We start from the raw sequence: 25272 nt of genomic DNA, 5'->3' as shown, positions 1-25272 counted from the left end.
TTACATATTTTTAAAGAATGGATGGACAAAGGTTTTTTGTTCTTAATAAGAGTTAAAAGGAGATTTCAAGATGTTTGCAATATGTTTACGAGAATTTAAGAGTCTATTCAAAAGTATTCGTTCGATTTTTATTATCATTATAATTCTTGGGGTTACTGTAGGATCGGCAAAAATGTTAAGTAACTTTGGTAATGAATTGCAAGAACTGGGTCTTGAAGATGCTTATATGACTGGGCTGTTCATTATTTTAATGCTTGCTGGTCCTTTATTCGTGACAAGCTTATCCCATGATGTGATAAATGGAGAAATTCACTCTAGAACCATGCGTTTTTTAGTAACAAAGATGTCCCGAGACAAAATTGTTATCGGTAAATTTTTAGGTGTTTCGCTCTTCTGGTTTGTTTGTATTTTGGCTTCTCTGATTCTGGTAGTTCCCTTCGCTAAAACATTCTACTTTGCAGAGTTTGCTGAATCATTTATCTTTATTACATACTTTGTAGCACTTTCTCTATTTCTGTCTACTGTCATTAGTAAGCCTGGACTAAGTATGTTTATAGGCATTGTTCTATCAATTACAATTCCAGTTTTAGGAACCATTGGAATTTTTAGAGATGATTTAATTTTGATAAGAGTATTTAGTTTTATAACTCCTTATTATTATATTGGTCAAGAACAAACAATGTATGTTTATTTTATCCCAATCTTATCCCTTGGTTTTCTTCTTGCGAGTGTAATGATTCTTAGAAAGAGGGACTTTTAATGTATGCTTTTGAAACGAATCAATTAACAAAAAAATATGGACATCATACAGTTGTTAATAAGGTTGATTTGAATGTCACACAAGGTCATATCTTTGGCTTCTTAGGTAAAAACGGGGCAGGTAAATCTACCTTAATCAATATGGTAACGGGTATCATTAAGCCGACATCAGGTGAATTTAAGATACTTGGTTCAAGTGAAATTACGCATGAAAAAGTCAAGAGAAGAATAGGTGTACTTCCGGATTACTCTAAATTTTATGACGAATTAACTGGTATTGAACACTTGAAATATTTTGCAGGTATATTAGGGATGTCTAAGTCTACTTCTGATTTAATAAAGCTATTAGAACTGGTGGAACTTGGAGATGCCATGAAAATTAAAACCAAAAAATATTCATTTGGTATGAAGAAAAAATTGGGTATTGCCCAAACGCTCATCAATGATCCTGAATTAATTTTTCTTGATGAACCTACTTCAGGTGTAGATGCCAACGCCGTTTTAAATATCCATTCCTTAATTAAAAATGTTGCTGCAGATGGGAAGACGATTTTCCTGACATCCCACAACTTAGATGAAGTGGAGAAACTGTGTGATGAAATCGCAATTATGGATAAAGGTGTTATCCGGGCTCAGGGGAGTATGAATCAATTAAGACGCGAGTATCAGTCTCAATTAACGGTTAAAATTAAACATTCACCTTACCCAGAAAAGCAGAAGCCAGAGTTATTACAAATCTTCAATAAAGTTGGAAGAGATGTTCATTTGGGTGAAGAAAATATTACAATAGTGATTGAAGAGGAATCAGATATTCCTGTGATTAATAAAGCTTTAATAAGTGCGGAAATTGACGTTTATCGCATAGAAGTCGATGAACCCTCACTCGAAGACATATTCCTAGACCTTGATTCTAGCCAGTAGATTTGGAAAGGAACATGACTCTCTTCATCAAGTGACTGAAACGCAAGTCGATTTTTACATCAGATGAAAATCAATAGGAATACAAAAAACGAGCGATGACCTAGTCATCGCTCGTTTTCATTATTGAGGATATGATGCAATAAGGTTGCCAGCTAAAGCAATTTGGTACCCCTAGCTATTTCTCTTTGATGGCAATTTATAATCAATTCATCCTTTTTTAACAAATTCGGATTTTAATTTCATAGCGCCAAAACCATCTATCTTACAATCAATATCATGATCTCCATCAACTAGGCGGATACTTTTTACTTTTGTTCCTATTTTTAAAGTTGAAGAACTTCCTTTTACTTTAAGATCTTTTATGATCGTTACAGAATCACCATCGTTTAAGACGTTGCCATTTGCATCTTTAACAACTTTTGTTTCTTCATTCGATTCAGTTTCCCCTACTAACGTCCACTCATGGGCACATTCTGGGCAAATTAAAAGATTTCCATCCTCGTACGTGTATGCTGAATTACATTTTGGGCAATGTGGTAAATCAACCATAATTTCATTTCCTCCATTCATTATTGCAAATTCTGTCTTATAAGAATTATTTTCAATTTCCTTTAGAACCTCGTAAAAAAACCTTACGAAGTAAATTGTATAAAGTGAAATAGATTCTTCTATTATATATGTAAACTTGGGATGATTCATGGTTATATATAAAGATATACTAATAAATGCAAAGGAAAATTAGGGGAAATCAATTTAAGGATAATCATAGTAAGTAAAGTATTCACCTAGATTCTCTTTATTGAGAGCGGTGAATACTTTTTTGGTTTAAATATAACATTACTACCAGAGTTGTGAGATTCAATGAATAAACTATGCGAGATACGCATAGTTTAGAGAATTGAGAGTTGCTGTTGACGACGTAGTCGAAAGTGATTTTTCAGTCCCCGGATCATTCTACTGATTTCAGATGGACAAACATCATATAGAAGGAAATCTTGATTGATTCTATTCCTCGAAACGCACGCGAAATAGGGATGTAGAAGAAATGAAATAGTTTTAAAAATAGAAAGGGGAATGGAAATGAAAAAGAAAGTCATATTGCTGATCATCACTTTTTTTCTAATTAGCCTGATTGAAGGTTGTAATTTTTTTGGAGTAAAAGAAGAAAGTAGTGAAGGGAAAAGTAATGATGACCAGAGTGTATTGGCTCGTATCGAAAAATCCCAAGAATTGAATGTTGCTTTTGAAGGCACGTATCCACCATTTAACTTCTTAGATGACAATGATGAATTTCAAGGTTTTGATGTAGATATTTCGAATGAAATTGCTGAAAGATTAGGTGTTAAAGCCAACTTTATTGCGACAAAATGGGATGGTTTAATTGGTGGACTAAAAGCTGATAAATTCGATATCATTATCGGACAAATGACCGTTACAGAAGAACGGAAAAAAAGTGTCGATTTCACGGATCCCTACGTTATTACTGGTTCTGTTTTAGTCACTCGAGAGGATACGAACGACATTACTAAACTTGAAGATATTAAAGGAAAGAAAGTCGGCGTAGGTGGCGGAACAACTTTTGAAGAAGTTGCAAATAGCGTTGAAGGTGCAGACGTGAAATTATACAAAGCAGTCAGTGATTATATTCAAGATCTTACGAATGAACGATTAGATGTCATCATTAACGACCAGTTATTAATTAGCTACAACATCAAAGAAAATAAGCTTCCAATAAAAATAGCTAGCGATATTGTCAATAAAGACGAAATCGGAATGGCGGTTAATAAAGGCAATGAAGATTTTATTAAAAAGGTTAATACAGCTTTAACGGAAATGAAAGATGATGGGACATATAATGAAATTTATAAAAAATGGTTCGGAACAGAACCGATAAAAAACTAGTAATAGCTTAACCTCTTATGAGCATAGAGAAATCAATGGGAAATTCGATTTCTCTATGCTTTATTTAAACAATAGTTCATTGATAGGGAGGCAAATACATTTGCATATAGTTATTTTAGGAACCGGGATGATTGGGACAACCGTGGTGTGTGAAATTGCGAAATTTAATGGGATTGATTCAGTCACTGCTGTGGATGGGAGACAAGAAAGCATTGATAAGTGTTTAACAATCGCAAAAAACCCAAAAGTAGTAGGCAAAGTGGCATCACTTGAAACAGAAGAAGATATTGCAAACGTTTTAAAAGGTGCTGACGTTGCAGTGGCATGCCTTCCGCATTCTTTGAGTCTTCTCACCATTAAAGCAGCCATTGCATCAAAATGTCATTTAGTAGATTTAGTTGGTTCTAGGTTTCATGAAAAAAGAGCGTTGCATAAAGAAGCACAAGAGGCAGGAGTAATAATTGTCCCAGGGTGTGGGGTTGCCCCTGGAATCACAAACTTTTTAGCTGCGCAAGGTATTGAGATGCTTGATGAAGCTGAGGAAGCAGTAATGATTTGTGGTGGCATTCCGAGACATCCCATTCCACCTTTATGGTATCAAGTCGTTTTCCGCCTCGAAAGTGTGCTAGGCCTTTATACAAAACCTGCGCTGGCAGTTGAAAACGGGGGACTGGTACAGTTACTTCCTCTTACAGGATTAGAAAAAATAACGTTTCCAGAGCCGGTGGGTGTATGTGAAAGTGTTATTACAGATGCCCATAGCACCGCTTACATTCTCAAGGATAAAGTGAAGCATTTATATGAACGCACAGTTCGCTATCCTGGACATTGGCAACAAATGAATGTTTTAAGTGAATTGGGATTCTTCGATAATGATGCCATTTCAGTGGATGGAGTAAGGATTACTCCAAGAGCATTTACAGAAAAAATTCTTGCACCAAAGATGGTTGGAAACTCAAATGAAGATATCACTGTATTACGTGTAGAAGTAAGTGGAATGAAAGACGGCAAATCTACAAAGTATACGTGGGAAATGGTGGACTTCTATGATCATGGACGGAATATCACTTCTATGGCTAAAACAACAGCTATTCCAGCTGCGTTAATGGCTAAATGGATTGCTATGAAAAATATAACAGAAACCGGAGTTATTCCTATTGAGAGCATTATTGTTAGGGAGAGGTTCGAGCCGTTTATAGAAGAAATGAAAAGCTTAGGAATCACCATTGAATTCAATGAGGCAGTATTTGAATAAATGATGAATCTAACTGATTGCTAGTCTGATAGGAGGAGGATTTATGGACCCCACAATCATTATCGATTCCTTGCCATCCTTACTTGAAGCTACATTAATGACCATTTTTTTGGCAGGAATATCAATCGTAATTGCACTGATAATTGGGTTTTTCACCGCAATCGTCAGAATAGTAAAAGTGAGGGTGCTAAATGGAATTGCGAATATATATGTTTCCATTATTCGAGGAACTCCACTTCTTGTCCAAATTTTTGTTATTTATTACGGTTTGCCTCAAATAGGTATTGCTTTGGATCCAATATCTTCAGGAGTCTTGGCCTTAAGTTTAAATGCAGGTGCATACCTATCTGAATCGTTCCGGGCATCTATACTGTCCGTAGATAATGGGCAGATGGAAGCTTCTATGGCAATGGGGATGACCTATTCGCAAGCGTTAAGAAGAATTATTCTTCCACAAAGTTTGCGAATAGCGATTCCCACATTGTCGAATTCGTTTATCGTGTTGATAAAAGATACATCGCTCGTTTCAGTAATTACTGTAACGGAGTTATTGCAAATGTCGAGCTTGATTATCGCAAAAACCTTTGAACCTCTCACCATTTATTTAGTTGCTGCTACAATTTATTGGGTATTAATATCATTTTTCACCAACTTACTAGATAAATTAGAAATTAAAACATCCAGGTACTTAGTACGATAATCCCACGATTTGAAAATACTAATGTTAGGAGATTGCCATGAGTATTATTCAAATACATCAATTAAAAAAGAGCTTTGGAACGAATGAAGTTTTGCAGGGAATCGACTTAAGCGTTAGTAAAAGCGAAGTGGTCGTTATTATGGGTCCTAGCGGCTCTGGGAAATCCACTTTGCTACGTTGTTTAAACTTTTTAGAAGAACCATCGGAAGGCACCATTCAAATTGGTGAATTTCAAGTAATTACAGGTGGGAAAATAGATAGTAAAAGAAAAAAAGCGATAAGAGAGTTGAGAAAACGAACAGGTTTTGTTTTTCAATCTTTCAATTTATTTCCCCATAAAACGGCAATTGAAAATGTTATGGAAGGTCCGATTGTTATACATGGCGCTAAGAAAGAAGAAGCAAGAAAGTTGGGTGAAGCTCTTCTTACTAAAGTCGGACTTGGCGATCGGTGTGACTACTATCCAGCTCAATTGTCCGGTGGTCAGCAGCAAAGAGTAGCAATAGCTAGATCACTAGCGTTGAATCCGATGGTCATGCTCTATGATGAACCAACTTCTGCCTTAGATCCTGAACTTGTAAGAGAAGTTCTGCAGGTTATTAAAGATTTGGCTCAAGAAGGCATGACGATGATAATTGTTACACACGAAATGAGCTTTGCAAAAGATGTTGCGGACAGGGTCGTTTTTATGGATAACGGAGTAATAGTTGAGCAAGGGACATCAGAAGAAATTTTCGGAAATCCCAAAGAAGAAAGAACAAGACAATTTTTATCATCAGTAGAATAGGAAGGTAACAAGCGGCTGAGATTGCATCTTCAGCTGCTTTTTTGAAAGAAAGTATAAACTTTGGGACTACAGCGAAACCAGCATCATGGTAGCTTTTTATAGTTTCGCGAATAGAAGCGACCAAACCGCGCATAGTCGACAGAGAACCGCTCATAGACGACAAAGAACAGCGCATAGTCGACACGAATGCGCGCATAGAACGGCTAAAACCGCGCATAGGAAAAAAATCGTCAGTCATAGGCCCTTCGCTACAGCAGAAGGGCATTTTTTATTTGCACAAAAATGCAATTCTTTCTGTTCATAGAATCAAAGACACTGTATTGATGATTTCTATTGTTATCGACAGGAAGGAAAAGAATCTGTTTGTTACCTGAACTAGAATGGTTGCAGGAAAATACATTGGATTGGTCGAACATGGAAGTATGTATATTCAATGGAGGAGGAAACGGCTATGGAAAAAATTGTTCCGAACTTGTGGTTTGATGATCAAGCCGAAGAAGCGGTGGATTTTTATGCCTCAGTTTTCAAAGAGGTAAATGTAAAGAATGTATCTCGGTTCGGAGCGGTTGGTCCTAGAGAGAAAGGTAAAGTGATGACGATAGCATTTGCACTAAATGGCCAAGATTTTTTTGCGATTAACGGTGGGCCACATTATTCATTCACACCTGCAGTATCGTTTAGTATCAGTTGCGAAACGCAAGCGGATGTCGATCACTACTGGAATCACCTTTCCGAAGGGGGGGAACCAGGTCAATGTGGATGGCTTACGGACAAATTTGGTGTGTCGTGGCAAGTGGTCCCAACGATTTTAGGCAAGTTGATGCAAGACCCTAATCCAGAAAAAGCCCAACGCGTGACAAAGGCAATGCTTGGAATGAAGAAGCTGGATATCGAACAATTACAACAAGCATAAGGGCAAAGTCAAGCCTGCTAAAGTGGGAACAACTTTACGCTGAGAGTTGTCTTCTCCCTATATCTCTTATTAATAAACTTTATCCAGCAGCTGGCCTAGTTGTTGGATTTATTTTTGTTGTTGAGATATGTACTCGAAAAAGTTACACCATAATCTGGAGTATTTCGATGGATTAGAAGGATTTGCTAGGTTCTTAACGACAGCTTTTATTAAGGACAAGAAAATGCGTTCTTCGAGATGGGGGAACGTGTTATTTCACGAGCAATCTTCAGCTACATCTCCAGTAGTGGTGACTCACTATGATTGCTTTATTAAAGTGGATAGTTGGTATGAAACGCTGGATGAGGTTGTTCCTTCAATATGGTTGAAGGGGTTGAAGCCTATATATAAGTGAGGAGAGAATGTCATGTCGGAAATACCAGTACTTGTACAGAACGTTCTAGACGAGTACATTGCTTTGGTGAATGAACGTTTACCAAATACGCTTGAAGGATTGTATATTCAAGGTTCCATTGCACTAGGTGCCTATGTGGGAAAATCGAGTGATATTGATTTCATTACTATTACAAATCGTCGTTTGCAAGAAGCAGATGCCATGGTTCTTTCTGAAATCCATAGCAGGATAGCTACCCAAAATTAAAATCCTGAAATGGATGGAGTGTACATTATGAGGGAGGATGCAGGTAGGCTGACTTTGGGCAATGACAACTACCTCAATTATAACAGTGGCAAGATAAGTTATCGTTCGGACTTTGATCCGATTATTTGGTGGATATTGAAAACGAGGGGAATAAGAATTTTAGGGACAGAACGACATGCACTCAATTTTGACATCCAATCAACTCATTTACTCTCTTATGTAAATGGAAATATGAATTCTTATTGGGCAGAACGAGTTAAACGAATGGAGAACTCGAGTGCAGAGTTATCTAATTTTCCAGCTGAAGATATCGATGAAGAAATTGAATGGGCCGTACTTGGATTATTACGACAATTTTATACCTTAAAAGAACACGACATCATTTCAAAACTTGGTGCTGGCGAATATGCATTGCTACATCTTCCAGTCGAGTGGTATCCAATAATCAAGGAAGCCATGAATATTCGAAAAGGTGAAAAGGAAATAATTTTCACTTCCGATAAGGAGCGAATTAAAATGGCTATAAGATTTTCGAAGTACATAATTCATTACTGCAACGAGGAGAAATGGCAATAGAGTAGAATAAACAAATAAAGGAGTGAATCAAATGGATTTTCAGTAATATTAGAATCCATTAATTATTTAGCCGTTATCGTTGCAGCATTATCAGCATTTATCATTGGCGGATTGTGGTATTCAGTTTTATTTGCAAAGCCTTGGATGGTGGAAAATGGGTTTGATGAAGGGCAATTAAAGAAAGGCAATATGGGGATGATTTTTGGTGGTTCATTAATATTGTCATTGGTCATTTCCTTTGTACTGGTACTGTTTCTCGGTCGAGATTTGGTGCAATGGCAGGACTATTTTGGGTTGCCACTGCAATGGGAATTACTTATTTATTTGAACGAAAGTCAATAAAATTATTTTTGATTAATGCAGGATATCACGTAATTACCTTTACAGACATGGGGTTCATTTTGGGTATTTGGAAATTATTTTTGAATGATGAAATTAAATAGTTAATGGACGTGAAATTATTGAAGAGGTTTTTATCTAGGTATTCTCATTGGATATTACTTATTGTTATAGGCATAAGTTTGATTGCGGGTTTTACTAGCTTTACGTATTCTCAACAAGACATTATAGCGATTGTTTTTGGTGTTATTGGATTAGTAGGAGTTGCCTATATAACGGCTCAAATAGAAGTTCGGAAAAGAGAGGAACAGGACTCAAAATAAATTATTGGTCGCTATAATGGATTAATAAGAAGTCGATTGTTTGATTTGAGAAATTTTAAAGGGATGGTCAGATGTTGATAATTCAATGCACGAAGAAACTGGGAGATTATTTGAAGAAAAATCTTACGAGCAAGCCAAAAGAAACGCAGGATTTGTTTTACTCTTGGCATGCGCATCTATTTCTAATTAACCGTAAGAAGTACATCATGGTGATGAATAGTCAGACGCGTTATCTGTTTGTACTAGGTCCGGTGGTGGCAAAAGATATAAAGAATTTAGATGAGATGATTTATTCAGGAATCCAAGAGAATTTAGAGGCTGACAAGGTCAATCCAATTTTTATTGAGCAATATGTACAACACATGGATAGAATCGAATACATGAAAACAAGTGAACGCTCTATTATTGGTCAAATGAATGACGCCATCTATTATATTGAATGCGTACAGGAAGATGATGGGATTATGGACGTTCAACAATTAAATCGAACATTAAATGATTTTCCTATGATAAAACTTCCTTTAAAGTTTTCGGGTAGGATGATGATGCAAGAGATGGAGAATCGATTTGCGTAACATTTTGTGATGCTAGACTGAGATTCCTGGCACCGATAGGTATACGACGTTCTTTTTTTTCGCATACTGTTGTCGGAAGGAGTGAGTGTCGTGGTTTTGGATAAAGAGGCAAAGCTTCATTTTTCTTTACTTGTCGTCGTTATCTTGGTTTTTATATGGTCCGTTATTAAGCCTGCAGTATTGTGGACATGGGTGGCAGAGGCTAGCCCGTCAGTGGTGGCTGTAATTATTATCATAATTACTTATAAAAAATTTCGACTCACTTCTCTCTCTTATTGGATTATTGCCATATTATCCATTCTTACGTTTATTGGTGGCCACTACACTTATGCTGAGGTACCGTTGTTTAATTGGATAAAGGACGAATTTAATTTACAGCGAAATCATTATGATCGCTTTGGGCATTTTCTGAAAGGCTTATCTGCGATTGTGGTGAGAGAGATCTTGATTAGAAATACACCACTAACTAAAGGCACTTGGTTGTTTGCGATTTCCACTAGTATCGTTCTGGCTATTGCAGCGTTGTATGAAATCATCGAATGGTTGAGTACGAAATTGCCTCATGCTAAAAAAGCAACGGAAGACTTTTTGGGTATGCAAGGTGATGAGTGGGATGCGCAATGGGATATGTCATTTGCTTTAATAGGAGCGATCCTAGCATTGCTGGTTTTTTCCAACCTACATAATCACCAGTTAAAAAAACTTAACAATAAATCTTAAACGTTAATCAAATATAATCCGAACATATGAAAAACACCTCCATTTTTTAATAGTGAGAGGTGTTTTCACTTTTGGCTTAGGCAAAGTACATGGAGCGTGTTAGTTTTTTTCTGTGTGCTCAAATGAACTTATTTAAACCGTTTGTGGGCTAGTTTATTAGAGTACAAAATGGCTCCTACATAGCCAACGACATAAACAAGTATTAATACTAGTAGCGCTGAACCGTTAAGAGTACTGTTGCCAATATACAATTGACTTAGGATAACGAAGAGAGTTGCGGATATTCCTCCAATATGCTTTGAATTTTTGATGAAAAAATGGCTAGCTACTATCCCACCAACAAGTGCAATAATAAAGAAATTGATTTTAATGAGTAAAGCTGTTGATATAGAGTGATTTACAGAAAGTTCAACGAAGATCAACAATTGTTGGATGATGTATTGTGCAATTAATGAAAACAAGATGACAGGCAGCCAATCAAATTTTCTATTTATGATAATAACCTCCTCTTATTATTATTACTATTGTATGCATAACAAGTGACAGATAATTAGTGACAATACCCCAAGGTGAAAATAAAACTACTAATTTGATACTATGATGATAGGAAGTACGCACTCAGTAACTTGTTCATGGCATTAATTAAGGCAATTTTCTGAAAGAGTGGGTATTTATGATACATAAACTAGAACTTGAAACGAAGAACTTCCATGGTTCTTTTAATAAAGGATATGAACCTATCTTAACCATTGATTCAGGAGATTCGATTCAATTAAAAACCCTTGATATTCAATGGGGATATTCAAGCTCTAAGCATGAGTAAGAAGTATCTTTGATTCAAGGGAGAAGGAAGAAAAGCCTGGACATCCGATAATTGGACCTATTTCAATTCGAAAGGCAAAACCGGGAATGGTGTTAGAAGTAAGAGTAAATGAAGTGATACCTGGTTGGTATGGGCGAAATTGGGCGGGTGGAATTCCAAGCTGGCAAAACGAAAAACTAGGACTGATAGATTCGGAGAGGTTACAGGTAAACTGGGAGCTAGACGCAACCACTATGACAGGTAGTGGAATAATAGGAAATCAGACATTTCATGTAGGTTTATCTCCATTTATGGGGGGAATGGGTGGTTGCACCAGTTGAATCTGGTACTCATTCCACTTCTCCACCTCGCTATTGTGGAGGAAATATTGACTGTAAAGAATTGGTGAGAGGGAGTAGTCTCTTCTTGCCAATTTCGGTGGAGGGAGCTTTATTTTCCATTGGTGAAGGTCATGCATTGCAAGGGGATGGCGAAAGTGCTGGAACTGCTATTGAATGTCGGATGGATGTAGTGGATATCACATTGCGTGTTAGAGATGATATGAAGCTAACTATGCCAAGAGCAAATACACCAGCAGGTTGGATTACTTTTGGATTTATGAGGATTTAAATGAGGTTGCAGCTATGGCACTCGACGAAATGGTTGATGCAAAAGTTTTACGGAATTCAAAAGGTAGAGGCGACAGCTCTGGCTAGCGTTTCTGTAGACTTTCGAATTACTGGAGTGGTAAATGGAGTGAAAGGTGTCCATGCCATCTTACCTCATGATGCAATATGGAAATAATAAAAATGATCTGATTCGTAGCAGTATTAAATTCAAAATCAAAGAGCACTACAACATAAAACTGATTGGATCTGGAGGTTAGACAAAATGCATTATGATGTGATTATCGTGGGTGCAGGTTCGATGGGCATGGCAGCAGGGTATTTTTTAGCGAAGAGTGGGAAGCGAACGTTATTAGTAGATTCCTTTAACCCACCTCATGACAAAGGGAGTCATCATGGCGATACGAGAATTATTCGATATGCATATGGTGAAGGGGAAGAGTATGTCCCTTTAGCGTTGAAGGCTAAAGAGTTATGGGATGATTTAGCGAAAGAGACGGATAGGGACATTTTCCTTCAAACAGGCGTGCTTAATGTCGGTGTGGCAGAATCGGAGTTCATCAAGAGTGTTTTGTCTAGTGCTGAGAAGTTCGCTTTACCAGTAGAAGTGATGGATTCTGCTGAAGTGAATCAGAAATGGTCTGGGATGTCTTTACGGACCGATATGATGGGTTGTTTTGAGTCTACTTCGGGCGTGTTGAAATGTGGAGAATGTATTGAAGCATATAGGGAATTAGCTGAGTTGCATGGAGCTACGATTGTAATGAATAGTAGAGTGAAAGATATTGAGATTCATGATGATAGTGTAACAATTAAGACGGATGAACATACGTTTACAGGAAATTCTTTAGTCATTTCAGCTGGTGCTTGGGCAGGGAGTCTCCTTTCTATGGTAGATTTAGGACTTCCTCTTGCACCTGTTAGAAAGACCTTTGCTTGGTTTGACGCTGATGATATGCTTTACGGTCAACAGGATTATCCTGCCTTTAGTTTTGAGACACCACAAGGATTTTATTATGGGTTCCCTAGTATTGATAGCGTTGGTTTAAAAGTAGGTAGACATGATGGTGGAGAGACAATAAACCCGGACGATCCAAGAAGAACTTTTGGTGAAGATGATAAAGGAGATTTACTTAACTTTCTGCAGCAATACATGCCACAACACGGACAGTTTAAATATGGTGAACCATGCTTGTACACATTGACTCCGGATAAAGATTTTATCATCGACTTGCATCCGAACTATTCACATGTTGCCATTGCAGCTGGTTTTTCGGGACATGGCTTTAAATTCAGCAGTGTGGTGGGACAAATATTGAGTGATTTGATTACCGAAGGGAAATGCGAACTTGACATCTCTCCATTTAGAATTGAAAGATTCATTAAGAGATGAATGAGTCCTTAGTGGAGTTATTGGAGTGGAGTAGAGTATAACAAATCTAATTTAATCATGAACAAACGGATGTGGAGTTACTTTGTTCGCACATCCGTCCACTTAACTACTTACAGTAGGTTTCGAGTCTAGTTGAAGTAATGTTGTTATTCAAGAAGGGACATTGGCGGTGGTTGTTAGACTCACAGAACCTTGATCATTAATAAATTTACATCGGGGAAATGACGAACGTATGCGTTATCACGAATAAACGGAATGATAATTTGACTCCTAATACTATGGAATAGGGACAAGATTTGTTGCGAAATGCATCATTCGGTTTAGTTTGATAATCTACATTTCGTAAGAAGGTGACACTCGGAGTCGAACTTAGGACAAAGGCTGTCTTCACCTTTTCCTTGCAACTTGGCTATGTCACCGTGTCGGATAAATGCTTATCCACCCTGGTAATATTGAATTCCTTGTTCTTCAAGGATATCTAACATTTGAAAATATCCGGGCGTGTTCTCAACCTCATAATTTCTGATGCAATCCAATAATTTCATTTTTAATTCTTGAGATAAATCTTCTCTGTATTGCAATTTAGTTTGCTGCAAAGATCGATCGATTTTTGGTGAAAATAAGTCAATAACGATTTCGAGTGAGTTGTTATCCGTTTTAGATTGCTTTACGAGAGTATACAAGCTTTCACTCATTTCTACCCCTTCTTTCTCTATCCGTTTTCAATTATTTCTCTTAGTTTTTTTAATGCTTTTTTATGACTTCTCGAAACTGCTTGTTGGGATTTATTTAGATAAATAGCAATTTCAGAATCATTTAAATCATAAATATAAGCTAAATTTAGAAGTTGACGCTGATTTTCTGTTAATAGATGAATTGCTTTATATAAGGAATAACTTGTTAAATGATCCGCAATATTGGAGGAATCGATCCACACTTCTTGTCCTTCTTGCCATTCTTTTGAAACTAAATAGTCAATTAATGTTAAATTATCACCTTCTTTTAGCTGGGAATCTAAAATTGATTTATTCCTATCTAAAAACAAGTTTACTTTCTTATCAAAATTTATTGCATTAAAGTATATAGCTTTTGACAAATAGTTAGTAAAACGGATTTTGAAGTAATATTCTCTGAACGTATCATCTAGTTTTTTCTTTGATACGTTCGTTGGATTGTTGATTACATCTACTAATAAATCCATATTTTCCTGTATATCTAAAAATGATTTTATTACAGGATTTTGAAGATGTTTTTCGAATTTAGTTAGATAGTTTTCAACACTTTGATTGATACTGGAACTACTGTATACATCTCCCATATTGCAACCCCCTCTTAAAGAACGTTAGTTCGGTTAAGCGGTAAAAAAAAGATATAATCTTACTTGGGTACGAATCTCCAACTCTTTAACTCATTTTGTGGTATCCGTCTTTTATAACTTCATTTAGCTCAAATATGATAACTTCTAATTTTTCGATTTTTTTCTCGAAGCGATAAAATAGATAAATAGTAATCGCAATCGGAAATCCAAAATTCCCTACAATGGCTGTCCATACAGGTACATCTAATCCATTCATAAAATATCCACTCCTTCTTTTTTTTGGTGTTATTTATTAAAGAAGAACGATTGAAATATTTCACAACGTCTAGAGGACAATTTTAAAAAAATTTTTTTATCAATAAATTGGTTCTAAAAAATGCTTTCTAACATATAAAAAATAGATGTGAATAGGGAAGGTAGGAAGGGAACAAAATGAATAGAACCTCTTTTGCTTTGATAGTCAAATATATGAAAAAACAGATGCCTTATAAGAACGTACTGGCATCTGTTTTTTCTCTATATACTTATCAATGCTCGTACAGTTGGTTGATCGAACACTTTTTTTACGTAATCCAAAAGGGTTAAATAAATCAGACCGTTACCTTCAATATTTGGTGAGTTCCCAAGTGGCACTGTTCTTTTTATGAGTTGGGAATACAACTCAGGAACGGTTAATTCTCTTTCAAAGGCAGTATTAGATAGTATTTTTAATAATGCCAATGCCCCTGAAACATGTGGAGTTGCCATAGATGTTCCACTTAATGTGGCATAAGTTCCATTGAGATAGCATGAAATCACTTTCTCTCCAGGTGCAACTAAATCCACTTGATTATTCGAGTTGGTAAATCCGGAGGACTTCCGCTCTAGATTAACGGCGCCTACGCTAATTACTTCGTTGTAGCATCCCGGATACCCAAATTCATCAGTTGAATCTTTCCCATCGCCATCATTGCCAGCTGCACATACAACAAGAATTTTTTGATCTACCGCTTCTATGATTGCATCATGAAGTTCTTGTTTATCAGTCGGACCGCCAAGAGACATCGAGATTATGTCTACTTTTTGCTCAATAGCGTAGCGGATAGCGTTAATAATCCAGTCATATTGCCCTGAACCATTTTTTCCAAGTACCTTCAAAATTAATAAGTTTGCCTCTGGTGCGACCCCTACTACACCACTATTATTTAAATTTCCGGCAATAGTTCCCGCTACATGTGTCCCATGACCATTATAATCTTCGAATTTTAAAGAATCTCCTCCATCATCCTTTGTGAAATTGTATCCGCCAATGATACGATCCACTAAATCAGGATGATCGGTATCACAGCCTGTATCCAAAACCGCGACGGTAATTCCTTTACCTTTTGTTTCCGACCAAATTTCAGGGGCTTGTATAATCTCGACCCCTTTGGGTATTTCATTTACCATTTCTAGCTGCTCTACTAATTCGTATGGGATTAAGCGTACAAAGTTTTCCACGTTCTCCCTCCTCAAATTATTGTTTAAGCCGCTTCTAGATGTAATTTAATTGTATTAATTTTGAAAAAAAAATAATAGATTACAATGTACGATTTTACAGGAAATAAAAATAGGCTATTTTTCTTGAAATTTCTTAAAATATTCCACAAAATATTATGTTTTGATAATGCTCGACAAGATATGACAATAAAAAATTGTAGATTGCAATAACAAAAAAAGCACGTTATCAGGAGGTGGGGATTTGCCAAAAATGTTGCTTCTAGGCATGCCGATTCCTTCAACCATTGACGTTAATAAAGTGTCCAAAGTTCTTTTTAAAGCAACGCTTCTTTTTTGTTCTGTTAGCAAATTCATGGACGTATGTATGTTTCTCCAGGTTGACGAAGTGTCGCTCCAGGTTGATGGAAGAGCTCTACAGGTTGTACAAAATCCGAAATGTTTAGATTCAGTAAGATAAAGGTAGTCATCTAGGTGGACAGAAAATAGAAAAAGGGGGCTGAAATGTTTCAGTCCCCTTTTTTTGTATTGGTGTATATAGAAAGATTCTTCAATGAGTTGCTATGGTTTCTTTGACCATTTGCTTCACGATTTCTTTATTGCGTTTCTTGAAAACGTCGTTGTGAGAGGACACCATTGCAAAACTGTCAGCAGATGGTTCTATGAATTGCTTTGCTTTATTCACAGCATTTGCAGCATCTTGGAAAGTGCCTGCAATCAAATTCAGTTTGGCATCATGCTTAAGGATATCGCCTGCTGCAAAAATACCTGGAATCGAAGCTTCACTATTAATGCTACCTGCGATAAAGGAACCATCCGATAATTCCAATTGTACAGGGCTGTTTTCAAGCAAAGCGATATCACGTTCGTATCCGTGGTTAATCACAATCTCATCCACTGACAAGTACTGGATTTCACCAGTCGTAGCGTGTGTCACTTCAACAGTTTCAATTTTTGAATTATCCCCAGAAGCAATCAATTTAGAAATCGACGAGTGGAACATGCAGATGGCATTGCTTTCAAAAAGCTTGGTGACCTGTGCTTCATGTCCAGTGAAATCGCCTTTTCTGTAAATCACAATCACTTGTTTGGCAATAGGTGAGAGTTCGTTGGCCCAGTCAATTGCTGAATTTCCGCCACCAGAAATCACAACGGTTTTATCTTTAAAGTGCATCAAGGATTTAATGGTGTAATTCAAGTTGCTTACTTCAAATCGATCCGCGCCTTCAATTTGAAGTTTTTGAGGGGTAAGAATACCGCTGCCGATTGCCACGATAATCGTTTTAGAAAAATGATGCTCATACGAATCAGTGACCAATTCGAAAATTTGATCGTCGCCCTGGTGAATTGCTTCCACTTTCGTATTTAGTACGACGGTTGGTTGGAAGGTCAGTCCTTGTTCAACCAGTTTATCGATTAGCATGGCACCCGGAAGTGGAGGGTGTCCACCAACATCCCAAATCATTTTCTCGGGATAGACGTGAATTTTACCACCAAGTTGAGGTTGGAACTCAATAATTTTCGTTTTTAATCCCCGTAGCCCACTATAAAAACTGGCATATAAGCCTGCAGGGCCTCCGCCAATAATCGTTACATCATACAGTTCTGAATGATTCATTCATTCTTCAATCCTTCCCCAACTGGCTTTAAAATCTGAATATTACTACTAATTCCGATAATCTTGACAGTTTTAGCTTACCCTATTATAGTTGCATTGTAAATGAAATTGAGAATCGTTATCACTTAAAAATAGAATTAAAAATAGAGAGGAGGTAGCAAATGGTTCGGCTTCAAGCAAAGGAATTGCAAATCCGATATGGTGATCGAACAATTGTTGAAAACCTGTCTGTTTCCATTCCAGATGAAAAAATAACGGTCATTATTGGACCTAATGGTTGTGGCAAATCAACTTTGTTGAAAGCTTTAACTCGTATTATTCCACATCAAAACGGCTCTATTGTTCTTGACGGTGAAAGTATTGTTAAAGAACCAACAAAAGGTCTTGCAAAGAAAATTGCCGTACTGCCTCAAACTCCTGAAAGCGCAGGTGCGCTAACTGTTGGCGAACTAGTTTCTTACGGACGGTTTCCACATCAAAATCGGTTTGGTCGATTAACCAAAAGAGATTTAGAAATAATTGACTGGGCACTTGATGTGACAGGAACTAAATTCTTCAAGTCACATCCGGTAGATTCGCTCTCGGGTGGACAGCGTCAACGTGTATGGATTGCCTTAGCCCTTGCACAGGAAACAGATATGATTTTCTTGGACGAGCCGACAACTTATCTCGACATGGCGCATCAGCTCGAAATATTAGAATTACTTCAGCATTTGAATGCCACGGAAAAACGCACAATTGTGATGGTGCTACATGATTTAAACCACGCAGCTCGTTTTGCTGATTATATTATCGGCATGAAGTTTGGAAAAATCGTGAAGTCTGGACCAAGTGAAGAAATTATCACAAAACCAGTATTACGCGAGTTGTTTCAAATTGATGCTGAAATTGGTGAAGATCCACGTACAGGAAAACCGATTTGCATTACCTATAATTTAGTAAGAGGAGATTGACCATAATGAAAAAATTATCATTATTATTAATATCGCTACTTGTGATGTTTGTTCTAGCAGCATGCGGGAGCAATAAAGAAGAAGGTACATCTAGTAGCAAGAAAGAAAAAAGTTCAGAACCAACAACGATTACATATGAATCTGAAAACGGACCAGTTGAAGTACCAGCTGATCCGCAACGAGTATTAGTATTATCTTCATTTGCCGGTAACGTCATGGCACTAGATGTTCCTCTAGTAGGAGTTGACTCTTGGTCGAAAATGAATCCTCGTTTTGAAGAAAAACTTGAAGGTGTAGAAGAAGTAACGGATGAAAATCTTGAAAAAATCATTGAACTAGATCCGGATTTGATAGTTGGTCTGTCTAATATCAAAAATGTTGATAAACTGAAAGAAATTGCTCCGACTGTTACATTTACGTATGGTGCAGTTGACTATTTAACACAACACGTAGAAATCGGGAAATTACTTAATAAAGAAAAAGAAGCACAAACTTGGGTGGACGACTTTGAAACTCGCACAAAACAAGTAGGGGACGATATCAAAGCTGAAATAGGCGAAGATGCAACAGTTACTGTGATTGAAAGTTTTGATAAGCAACTATATGTATTCGGCGATAACTGGGGTCGTGGTACAGAAATTCTTTATCAAGAAATGGGTCTAGGCATGCCAGAGAAAGTGAAAGAAATGGCATTGAAAGATGGTTATTATGCTTTGTCAGCAGAAGTACTACCTGAATATACTGGTGACTATTTAATTTTCAGCAAGCATAAAGATGCAGACAATTCATTTGAAGAAACTGAAACATTTAAAAATATCCCTGCAGTGAAAAACGACCAATTGTTTACAGTGGATGCGATGGAATTCTATTTCAATGATCCATTGACACTTGATTATCAATTGGAATTCTTTAAGGAATCTTTCTTGGGGAACTAAAGCATGTTAAATTATCGGATTCAACGCATTCCTTATTCAATTAAACTTGGAATGAGCGTGATTCTGATGATGGTACTTTTCGGTATGGCTTTAGCTTTCGGAGCAGCCGATACGAGTGTAAAAGATGTGTTATCTGCCTTACTATCAACTGCACCGAATGACCAAGCCATCATGTTGCGGGAAATACGTTTTCCGCGAGAAGTAGCCGCTGCCCTTGTAGGCGCGGCTCTTGCCGTTTCAGGTGCCATTATTCAGGGCATGACTCGAAATCCACTTGCCGATCCTGGGCTACTGGGTTTGACTGCTGGAGCAAATGCAGCACTAGCTATTACCGTCGCTTTTTGGCCGTCAGTTAATTATTTTGGTGTCATGCTGACGTGTTTTGTAGGGGCTGCAGTAGGGGCTATTCTCGTATTTGGCTTCAGTTCATTTCATCCAGAAGGATTTACAACTCTACGAATCGTTCTTGCAGGCGCTACCATTTCAGCTTTTCTATATGCCATTGCAGAAGGAATCGGTATCTATTTTAAAATTTCTCAGCAAGTTTCGATGTGGACTGCAGGAGGCATGATTGGTACTACTTGGAATCAAGTACTGTTAATTGCGCCTATTGTTTTGGTAGGGATTATCATTTCATTGATGTGCTCACGCCAACTAACCATCTTGTCGCTAAGTGAAGAAATGGCGGTTGGTCTCGGACAACGTGTTCGATTAATCAAATCGATTTTGTTTGTTCTTGTCATCGTATTAACGGGTGCATCTGTTGCCCTTGTTGGAAATCTTGCCTTTTTCGGTCTGATGATTCCACATATTGTGAGAGCTATTGTGGGCACAGATTATCGCCATGTACTGCCGATGTCAGCTTTCTTAGGTGCTGCATTTATGTTGCTAGCAGATACGTTAGCACGGACCATTAATGCTCCATATGAAACTCCTGTTGCGGCTGTAGTTGCCATTATGGGCTTGCCGTTCTTCTTATACATTGTGCGTAAAGGAGGGCAAAGTTTCTCATGATTGATGCCTCCATTATTCGAAAGCAACGCTTACTGCTCGTCGTCTTTTCTTTATTGATTATTGCAACTGCTGGGGTAGGTCTTGGCCTAGGGTACTCATCGGTTTCTTACAGTCGCATTATTCCGACCTTGCTTGGACAAGGAGAACTTAAAGAAGAGTTTGTGCTATTTTCAGTGCGTTTGCCACGTATTGTCATTACGCTTTTAGCAGGAATGGCCCTTGCATTGTCAGGTGCCTTGTTACAAGGGATCACACGCAATGAATTAGCTGATCCGGGAATTATTGGGATTAATTCGGGCGCAGGAGTTGCAGTCGCGATATTCTTTTTGTACTTTCCTGCAGAGGCTGGTTCATTCATTTACATGTTGCCATTTGTTGCCTTCCTTGGCGCATTGCTGACGGCAGTCATTATTTATGTTTTTTCTTACAGCCGAACGACTGGCATGCAACCAGTGCGACTAGTATTAGTGGGTGTAGGTATGTCAATGGCTTTATCGGGTGTCATGATTGTGATGATTTCATCCGCGGATCGTGTCAAAGTAGATTTCATTGCACGCTGGCTTGCTGGTGATATCTGGGGAACGGATTGGCCGTTTGTCTTAGCAATCTTGCCATGGTTGCTTGTGCTCGTGCCATTTGCTTTGATGAAAGCGAATCGATTGAACATTCTTGGGTTAGGTGAACCGGTAGCAATTGGCGTTGGCCTGTCGGTACAAAAAGAACGTATGGTTCTGACACTAGCTGCAGTTGCATTAGCTGCTTCAGCTGTTTCAGTGACAGGTGGTATTTCATTTATCGGATTGATGGCACCGCATATTGCTCGTGCATTAATTGGCCCACGTCACCAGTTATTTTTACCCCTTAGTTTGCTGATTGGTGGTTGGCTTTTACTTATTGCGGACACAATCGGACGTAATATCGTAGAACCGATTGGCCTTCCTGCAGGGGTAATGGTTGCGTTAATCGGTGCACCATATTTTATCTATTTACTAACAAAGAAATAAATATCATTAGTAGGAAAATGCTCTGTTCATTCGCAACTTGCGAGTGGGCAGGGCATTTTTATTTTAGGACAAGTTGAACTTTTACTCTATTTTTTGAATGACAATAGCGATTAATACCACAAAATGATTTCGGATTTCAAAATCCTTATCAATTTGTGGTTTATTTTCGATAGAGAATCAACTTCAGGAATAATATGGGTGTTAAACCCATATTATTTAGCGAGAAGATGATACTGTTGTCAATCTTATATTAATAGTTTGGTTGAAAAGAACGCCACCTATAAGAGATATTTTGGACTTTTAGAAGAGAAGAGACAAGCAGACGTAATTCGAAAAAGTAAAATCACCGTTTGAAAATGGACAAGTATTCACCAAAACAAAAGAAGTAAAAGGAGGTAATTTTATGAAGACAAAATGGATAATTGGATTAATATCAATCGCTGTTGTATTAGTTGCAGTGGCTGCTTGGTGGGCAAATAATAGTTCAAAAGATGCGAACACTGGGGCAGGTGCAGAATATAATCTTGTGAATCCTGGAAAATTAACAATTGTTTCTTCAGGGGGATTTGTGCCTTTCACCGACATGGAAGACGGTAAAATGGTAGGTTACGACATCGATGTCGGGACTGAAATTGCGAAAATACTAGGTTTAGAACCGAAGTTTGAAAAAGCCGATTTTAGCGGAATGATTACAGGAATCCAAACTGGTCGTTACGACATTGCGATTAATAGCCATACCATTACAGATGAACGCAAAAAACAAGTGAGTTTCACTCAGCCTTATTACTACTCTGGTTCCATGATTTTTTCAGCACCAGACAGCAGTATCAAGACCGTAGATGATTTAAATGGTGCAACAGTAGCCTTGAATAGAAGTTCAAATTATTATGTTGAGGCTCAAGCGTATACGAAAAAATTCGATTTTTATGATGACGACCTTCGGGCGTTGCAGGCTGTGGCTGAAGGACATGGCGATGCTGGAATCACGGATGCGATATCTGGACAACAAGCGATAGCTAATGGGTTGAAGCTTGAGGCGCAACAACAATTCAGCAAAACTGAACAAGCGATACCGATGGCAAAAGACAATGAGAAATTGCTCAAAGCAATCAATGAAGCTATGGATGAGTTGAAAGCGAATGGAAAATTAAAAGAACTTTCTATTAAATGGATTGGTTTTGATGTGACCCAACCACCAGAAGATGTAGTTGAATAGGACTTTCCTCAAATTAAGTCATGGCCATCTTTCTACTGTAGGGAGTGAAACGCTTGAACTCAATCCATCATTTTTTTGAAACGTTTATCACAAGTTTTGACTTATTTATCGTTGGAATGTATTGGACTTTAGCTGTTACAGTTTGCGCATTTTTGATTGCACTTGTTTTAGGAATGTTTTTTGGTTTTTTAAAAATCACTAACATTAAAATACTTGTGTGGATTTCAGACTTCTATGTTTGGATTGTTCGAGGTACTCCTCTTATCGTGCAAATTTTTGTTTTGTTCTATGGCTTAACGAAAATTATTTTGATTCCAACTTTTTGGGCAGTGACGATTGGTCTTGCTGTTCATGTTGGAGGCTACTTGTCTGAAATTATCCGAGGTTCAGTTAGTTCAATAGATAAAGGTCAGCAGGAAGCTGGTCGATCTTTAGGAATGACTGCTTCGTTAACCATGAGAAGAATTATTTTGCCGCAAGCATTTAGACGCTCCATTCCTTCACTTGGAAATCAATTCATTATTACGTTGAAAGACTCTTCACTTGCTTCATTTATTGGCATGCAAGAGTTGTTTGGTGTGGCGAATCTGGAGGGATCAACCAATTTTGATTTTATGACCTATTTATTGGTAGTAGCGGTCTACTATCTGGTAATTGTATATGTACTTACGGTGTTCGTCAGAATCTTAGAGAACAAACTGTCGGTGAGTGATTAGGGGGCTAACCATGGTCGAACAAAACAAAATAATCATAGTAGAAAAACTCAATAAGTATTTTGGTGATCTCCATGTATTAAAGGATTTTGATATGACAGTATGTGAAAGTGAAGTAGTTGTGTTAATTGGTGCAAGCGGTTCAGGGAAAAGTACGTTGTTACGCTGCCTTAATTTTCTTGAAATTAAAGAAAGCGGAACGATAATGCTCGATGGAGAAAAAATTGAAGCGAAGACTCATGACTTAAACAAAGTGCGTGAACGCGTGGGAATGGTGTTCCAGCATTTTAATCTATTTCCACATAAAACCGTGCTCGGTAATGTAATTGAAGCCTTGTTAAAAGTGAAAAAGATGCCGAAGGAGCAAGCAATTAAAGAAGGTAAGGAGTTGCTTGCAAAAGTAGGACTCAGTGACAAAAGTGATGTGTATCCCTCAAAGCTTTCGGGTGGTCAAAAGCAGCGAGTAGCAATCGCCCGCGCATTGGCAATGAAGCCAGAAGTCATGCTGTTTGATGAGCCAACGTCCGCTCTCGATCCAGAGTTAGTTGGAGAGGTCCTGTTAACCATGAAGCAGCTAGCCAAAGAGGGAATGACGATGGTTGTTGTGACTCATGAAATGGGATTTGCTCGGGAAGTCGCTGATGAGGTCATCTATATGCATGACGGTTACATTGTTGAACGGGGGACGCCAAAAGAGATATTTGAAAACCCTTTAAAAGAAAGAACACAGGAATTTTTAAGCAATGTTTTGTAAGGGATGGTCATGACACCTCACATCGATTCAAGATTTGGGGTGTTTTATATGTGTCTGTACTAACTTGAAAAGGGAGGAAAGAGAATGATTTTACTAAATAGAGGTTTTATGGAACGGGATGATGCGATTGTGGATATTGAAGATCGCGGTTATCAGTTTGGGGATGGAGTATACGAGCTCATTCGTGTTTATGACGGTGTCTGTTTTGAAATGGAAGGACATGTGCAACGTCTAAAACTTAGCTCATTAAAAATTGAATTGGCACTGCCATATCCATTGGAGGATATCGCCCGGAATTTAAAGCAGCTTGTTGAAAAAAATGGTTTGTTGAATGGATATATTTATGTTCAGATTACACGTGGCGTAGCTCAAAGAGTTCACCATTTCCCAGGAAGCGTTTCTTCTGTGCTGGTTGCATATGTTCAACATGCGGAGCGTCCAGTGGAAAAAACTAAGCACGGAATTCATGCTATTCTTACTGAGGATATTCGCTGGAAAAGATGCGATATTAAAAGTTTAAACCTACTGCCAAATGTTCTAGCGAAACAACTGGCAAAAAAGCATGGATGTGATGAAGCAATCATGCATCGTGGCTCGACTGTGTCAGAAGGAAGTTCAACCAATGTGTATATTGTAGAAAGAAATGTCATCTACACTCATCCAATAAATAATCTGATTTTGAACGGGATTACTAGAATCGGAGTACTTCAAATGGCAAGAGAGAATGGTTTCAGAGTCGTTGAAGAAGCGTTTACCGTTAACGAACTACTTGAAACGGACGAAGTTTTTGTCACTAGTACCGCGCTTGAAATATGTCCGGTTATTCAAATCGATCATACGTTAATAGGGAACGGTAAACCTGGTCTTGTTACCCGAACTTTTCAACAAGCTTTTGAACATCGTATTGCTTTTAATAGTGGTATCAATTGACTTGATTTCCACAATAAACTAGTATCCAAGGCACTGGTTTTCTTAATGGGAAAATACAATGGTTAAAATTAAATTGTAGACTAGCTTTTAAAATATGAAAACTGTCTTGT

The 25272-nt window shown here is 37.7% G+C and carries 33 protein-coding genes and 1 pseudogene; 27 read left to right on the top strand and 7 right to left on the bottom strand.

Translation table 11 applies throughout. From position 1 onward, the window contains the following. Positions 1-70 precede the first annotated feature (70 nt). Positions 71-760, top strand: a complete 690-nt coding sequence (locus C8K15_RS11245; protein WP_108586508.1) for an ABC transporter permease — start codon at positions 71-73, stop codon at positions 758-760. Continuing rightward, positions 760-1680: an ABC transporter ATP-binding protein gene (locus C8K15_RS11240; protein WP_108586507.1), complete on the top strand. Its 921-nt coding sequence runs from the start codon at positions 760-762 to the stop codon at positions 1678-1680. Before C8K15_RS11245 ends, C8K15_RS11240 begins: the two co-directional genes overlap by 1 nt. A 207-nt stretch (positions 1681-1887) precedes the next feature. On the opposite strand, the gene C8K15_RS11235 is transcribed toward C8K15_RS11240, so the two are convergent. Next, positions 1888-2229 carry a zinc ribbon domain-containing protein YjdM gene (locus C8K15_RS11235; protein WP_146173653.1) on the bottom strand — a complete coding sequence of 114 codons (342 nt, stop codon included), beginning with the start codon at positions 2227-2229 and terminating at the stop codon, positions 1888-1890. A 531-nt stretch (positions 2230-2760) separates the two neighbouring features. Between C8K15_RS11235 and C8K15_RS11230 the strand changes: the two genes are divergently transcribed. From C8K15_RS11230 to C8K15_RS11175, 12 genes and pseudogenes are all read left to right on the top strand, one after another. Further along, the gene (locus tag C8K15_RS11230) at positions 2761-3582 is read left to right on the top strand and encodes a transporter substrate-binding domain-containing protein (RefSeq protein ID WP_108586505.1); all 822 of its coding nucleotides are present in this window, start codon (positions 2761-2763) and stop codon (positions 3580-3582) included. Between the two features lie 100 nt (positions 3583-3682). Next, on the top strand, positions 3683-4837 hold the full coding sequence (locus C8K15_RS11225) for a saccharopine dehydrogenase family protein (RefSeq protein WP_108586504.1): 1155 nt from the start codon (positions 3683-3685) through the stop codon (positions 4835-4837). Positions 4838-4880: 43 nt separating this feature from the next. Beyond that, entirely contained in the window at positions 4881-5537 is a 657-nt protein-coding gene (locus C8K15_RS11220) for an amino acid ABC transporter permease (RefSeq protein ID WP_108586503.1), read from the top strand. Between the two features lie 37 nt (positions 5538-5574). Further along, positions 5575-6324 (top strand): amino acid ABC transporter ATP-binding protein, encoded by a 750-nt coding sequence (locus C8K15_RS11215; RefSeq protein ID WP_108586502.1) that lies wholly within the window; start codon positions 5575-5577, stop codon positions 6322-6324. Between the two features lie 451 nt (positions 6325-6775). Next, entirely contained in the window at positions 6776-7237 is a 462-nt protein-coding gene (locus C8K15_RS11210) for a VOC family protein (protein WP_108586501.1), read from the top strand. A gap of 127 nt (positions 7238-7364) precedes the next feature. Next, positions 7365-7631: a hypothetical protein gene (locus tag C8K15_RS11205; RefSeq protein ID WP_199224098.1), complete on the top strand. Its 267-nt coding sequence runs from the start codon at positions 7365-7367 to the stop codon at positions 7629-7631. A 12-nt stretch (positions 7632-7643) separates the two neighbouring features. Continuing rightward, entirely contained in the window at positions 7644-7877 is a 234-nt protein-coding gene (locus C8K15_RS11200; protein WP_108586500.1) for a hypothetical protein, read from the top strand. 9 nt (positions 7878-7886) lie between these two features. Then, entirely contained in the window at positions 7887-8453 is a 567-nt protein-coding gene (locus tag C8K15_RS11195) for an aminoglycoside adenylyltransferase domain-containing protein (protein WP_108586499.1), read from the top strand. A 111-nt stretch (positions 8454-8564) separates the two neighbouring features. Next, a pseudogene (locus C8K15_RS21385) lies at positions 8565-8896 on the top strand (DUF1761 domain-containing protein). A 3-nt stretch (positions 8897-8899) separates the two neighbouring features. Further along, positions 8900-9115, top strand: coding sequence for a hypothetical protein (locus C8K15_RS11185; protein ID WP_158268300.1), 216 nt, complete (start codon positions 8900-8902; stop codon positions 9113-9115). Positions 9116-9189: 74 nt separating this feature from the next. Continuing rightward, positions 9190-9690 carry a DUF6933 domain-containing protein gene (locus C8K15_RS11180; RefSeq protein WP_146173652.1) on the top strand — a complete coding sequence of 167 codons (501 nt, stop codon included), beginning with the start codon at positions 9190-9192 and terminating at the stop codon, positions 9688-9690. 90 nt (positions 9691-9780) lie between these two features. Further along, positions 9781-10410: a DUF2238 domain-containing protein gene (locus C8K15_RS11175; protein ID WP_304590798.1), complete on the top strand. Its 630-nt coding sequence runs from the start codon at positions 9781-9783 to the stop codon at positions 10408-10410. Positions 10411-10538: 128 nt separating this feature from the next. On the opposite strand, the gene C8K15_RS11170 is transcribed toward C8K15_RS11175, so the two are convergent. After that, positions 10539-10871 carry a hypothetical protein gene (locus tag C8K15_RS11170; protein ID WP_233260450.1) on the bottom strand — a complete coding sequence of 111 codons (333 nt, stop codon included), beginning with the start codon at positions 10869-10871 and terminating at the stop codon, positions 10539-10541. A gap of 212 nt (positions 10872-11083) precedes the next feature. Here C8K15_RS11170 and C8K15_RS21380 point away from each other — a divergent pair, with 212 nt between their 5' ends. From C8K15_RS21380 to solA, 5 genes are all read left to right on the top strand, one after another. Then, complete coding sequence (locus C8K15_RS21380) at positions 11084-11233, top strand: hypothetical protein (RefSeq protein ID WP_369973736.1); 150 nt, start codon at positions 11084-11086, stop codon at positions 11231-11233. Positions 11234-11319: 86 nt separating this feature from the next. Then, the gene (locus tag C8K15_RS21375) at positions 11320-11553 is read left to right on the top strand and encodes a hypothetical protein (protein WP_369973735.1); all 234 of its coding nucleotides are present in this window, start codon (positions 11320-11322) and stop codon (positions 11551-11553) included. Beyond that, on the top strand, positions 11537-11842 hold the full coding sequence (locus tag C8K15_RS21370; RefSeq protein ID WP_369973734.1) for an acetamidase/formamidase family protein: 306 nt from the start codon (positions 11537-11539) through the stop codon (positions 11840-11842). Before C8K15_RS21375 ends, C8K15_RS21370 begins: the two co-directional genes overlap by 17 nt. Before the next feature lie 36 nt (positions 11843-11878). After that, entirely contained in the window at positions 11879-12016 is a 138-nt protein-coding gene (locus C8K15_RS21365) for a hypothetical protein (protein WP_369973733.1), read from the top strand. 87 nt (positions 12017-12103) lie between these two features. Next, complete coding sequence (solA, locus tag C8K15_RS11160) at positions 12104-13231, top strand: N-methyl-L-tryptophan oxidase (protein ID WP_108586494.1); 1128 nt, start codon at positions 12104-12106, stop codon at positions 13229-13231. 434 nt (positions 13232-13665) lie between these two features. Here the strand turns inward: solA and C8K15_RS11155 are convergent, their stop codons facing one another. From C8K15_RS11155 to C8K15_RS11130, 5 genes are all read right to left on the bottom strand, one after another. Then, positions 13666-13926, bottom strand: a complete 261-nt coding sequence (locus C8K15_RS11155; RefSeq protein ID WP_108586493.1) for a helix-turn-helix domain-containing protein — start codon at positions 13924-13926, stop codon at positions 13666-13668. Between the two features lie 17 nt (positions 13927-13943). Then, positions 13944-14549 (bottom strand): sigma factor-like helix-turn-helix DNA-binding protein, encoded by a 606-nt coding sequence (locus C8K15_RS11150; RefSeq protein ID WP_108586492.1) that lies wholly within the window; start codon positions 14547-14549, stop codon positions 13944-13946. An 85-nt stretch (positions 14550-14634) separates the two neighbouring features. Beyond that, positions 14635-14805 (bottom strand): YvrJ family protein, encoded by a 171-nt coding sequence (locus C8K15_RS11145; RefSeq protein WP_108586491.1) that lies wholly within the window; start codon positions 14803-14805, stop codon positions 14635-14637. 260 nt (positions 14806-15065) lie between these two features. Next, positions 15066-16028, bottom strand: coding sequence for a S8 family peptidase (locus tag C8K15_RS11140; RefSeq protein WP_108586490.1), 963 nt, complete (start codon positions 16026-16028; stop codon positions 15066-15068). Between the two features lie 547 nt (positions 16029-16575). After that, on the bottom strand, positions 16576-17643 hold the full coding sequence (locus tag C8K15_RS11130; RefSeq protein ID WP_108586488.1) for an NAD(P)/FAD-dependent oxidoreductase: 1068 nt from the start codon (positions 17641-17643) through the stop codon (positions 16576-16578). Between the two features lie 161 nt (positions 17644-17804). Here C8K15_RS11130 and C8K15_RS11125 point away from each other — a divergent pair, with 161 nt between their 5' ends. From C8K15_RS11125 to dat, 8 genes are all read left to right on the top strand, one after another. Continuing rightward, complete coding sequence (locus tag C8K15_RS11125; RefSeq protein ID WP_108586487.1) at positions 17805-18596, top strand: ABC transporter ATP-binding protein; 792 nt, start codon at positions 17805-17807, stop codon at positions 18594-18596. Positions 18597-18601: 5 nt separating this feature from the next. Then, entirely contained in the window at positions 18602-19531 is a 930-nt protein-coding gene (locus C8K15_RS11120; RefSeq protein ID WP_108586486.1) for an iron-hydroxamate ABC transporter substrate-binding protein, read from the top strand. Between the two features lie 3 nt (positions 19532-19534). Continuing rightward, positions 19535-20545, top strand: coding sequence for a FecCD family ABC transporter permease (locus tag C8K15_RS11115; RefSeq protein ID WP_108586485.1), 1011 nt, complete (start codon positions 19535-19537; stop codon positions 20543-20545). After that, on the top strand, positions 20542-21549 hold the full coding sequence (locus tag C8K15_RS11110) for a FecCD family ABC transporter permease (RefSeq protein WP_108586484.1): 1008 nt from the start codon (positions 20542-20544) through the stop codon (positions 21547-21549). Before C8K15_RS11115 ends, C8K15_RS11110 begins: the two co-directional genes overlap by 4 nt. 403 nt (positions 21550-21952) lie before the next feature. Beyond that, positions 21953-22765, top strand: coding sequence for a transporter substrate-binding domain-containing protein (locus C8K15_RS11105; protein ID WP_108586483.1), 813 nt, complete (start codon positions 21953-21955; stop codon positions 22763-22765). A 53-nt stretch (positions 22766-22818) separates the two neighbouring features. Continuing rightward, positions 22819-23481, top strand: a complete 663-nt coding sequence (locus C8K15_RS11100) for an amino acid ABC transporter permease (protein ID WP_108586482.1) — start codon at positions 22819-22821, stop codon at positions 23479-23481. Between the two features lie 10 nt (positions 23482-23491). Continuing rightward, positions 23492-24232: an amino acid ABC transporter ATP-binding protein gene (locus C8K15_RS11095; RefSeq protein ID WP_108586481.1), complete on the top strand. Its 741-nt coding sequence runs from the start codon at positions 23492-23494 to the stop codon at positions 24230-24232. Positions 24233-24316: 84 nt separating this feature from the next. Beyond that, positions 24317-25162, top strand: a complete 846-nt coding sequence (gene dat / locus C8K15_RS11090; RefSeq protein ID WP_108586480.1) for a D-amino-acid transaminase — start codon at positions 24317-24319, stop codon at positions 25160-25162. The last annotated feature ends 110 nt before the right edge of the window (positions 25163-25272 follow it).

Origin of the sequence: Paenisporosarcina sp. OV554 (genome assembly GCF_003058165.1) — a bacterium.
Classification (GTDB): Bacteria; Bacillota; Bacilli; order Bacillales_A; family Planococcaceae; genus Paenisporosarcina.
The sequence above is the reverse complement of the archived record's forward strand: the minus strand, read 5'-3'. Positions and strand labels throughout refer to the sequence as shown.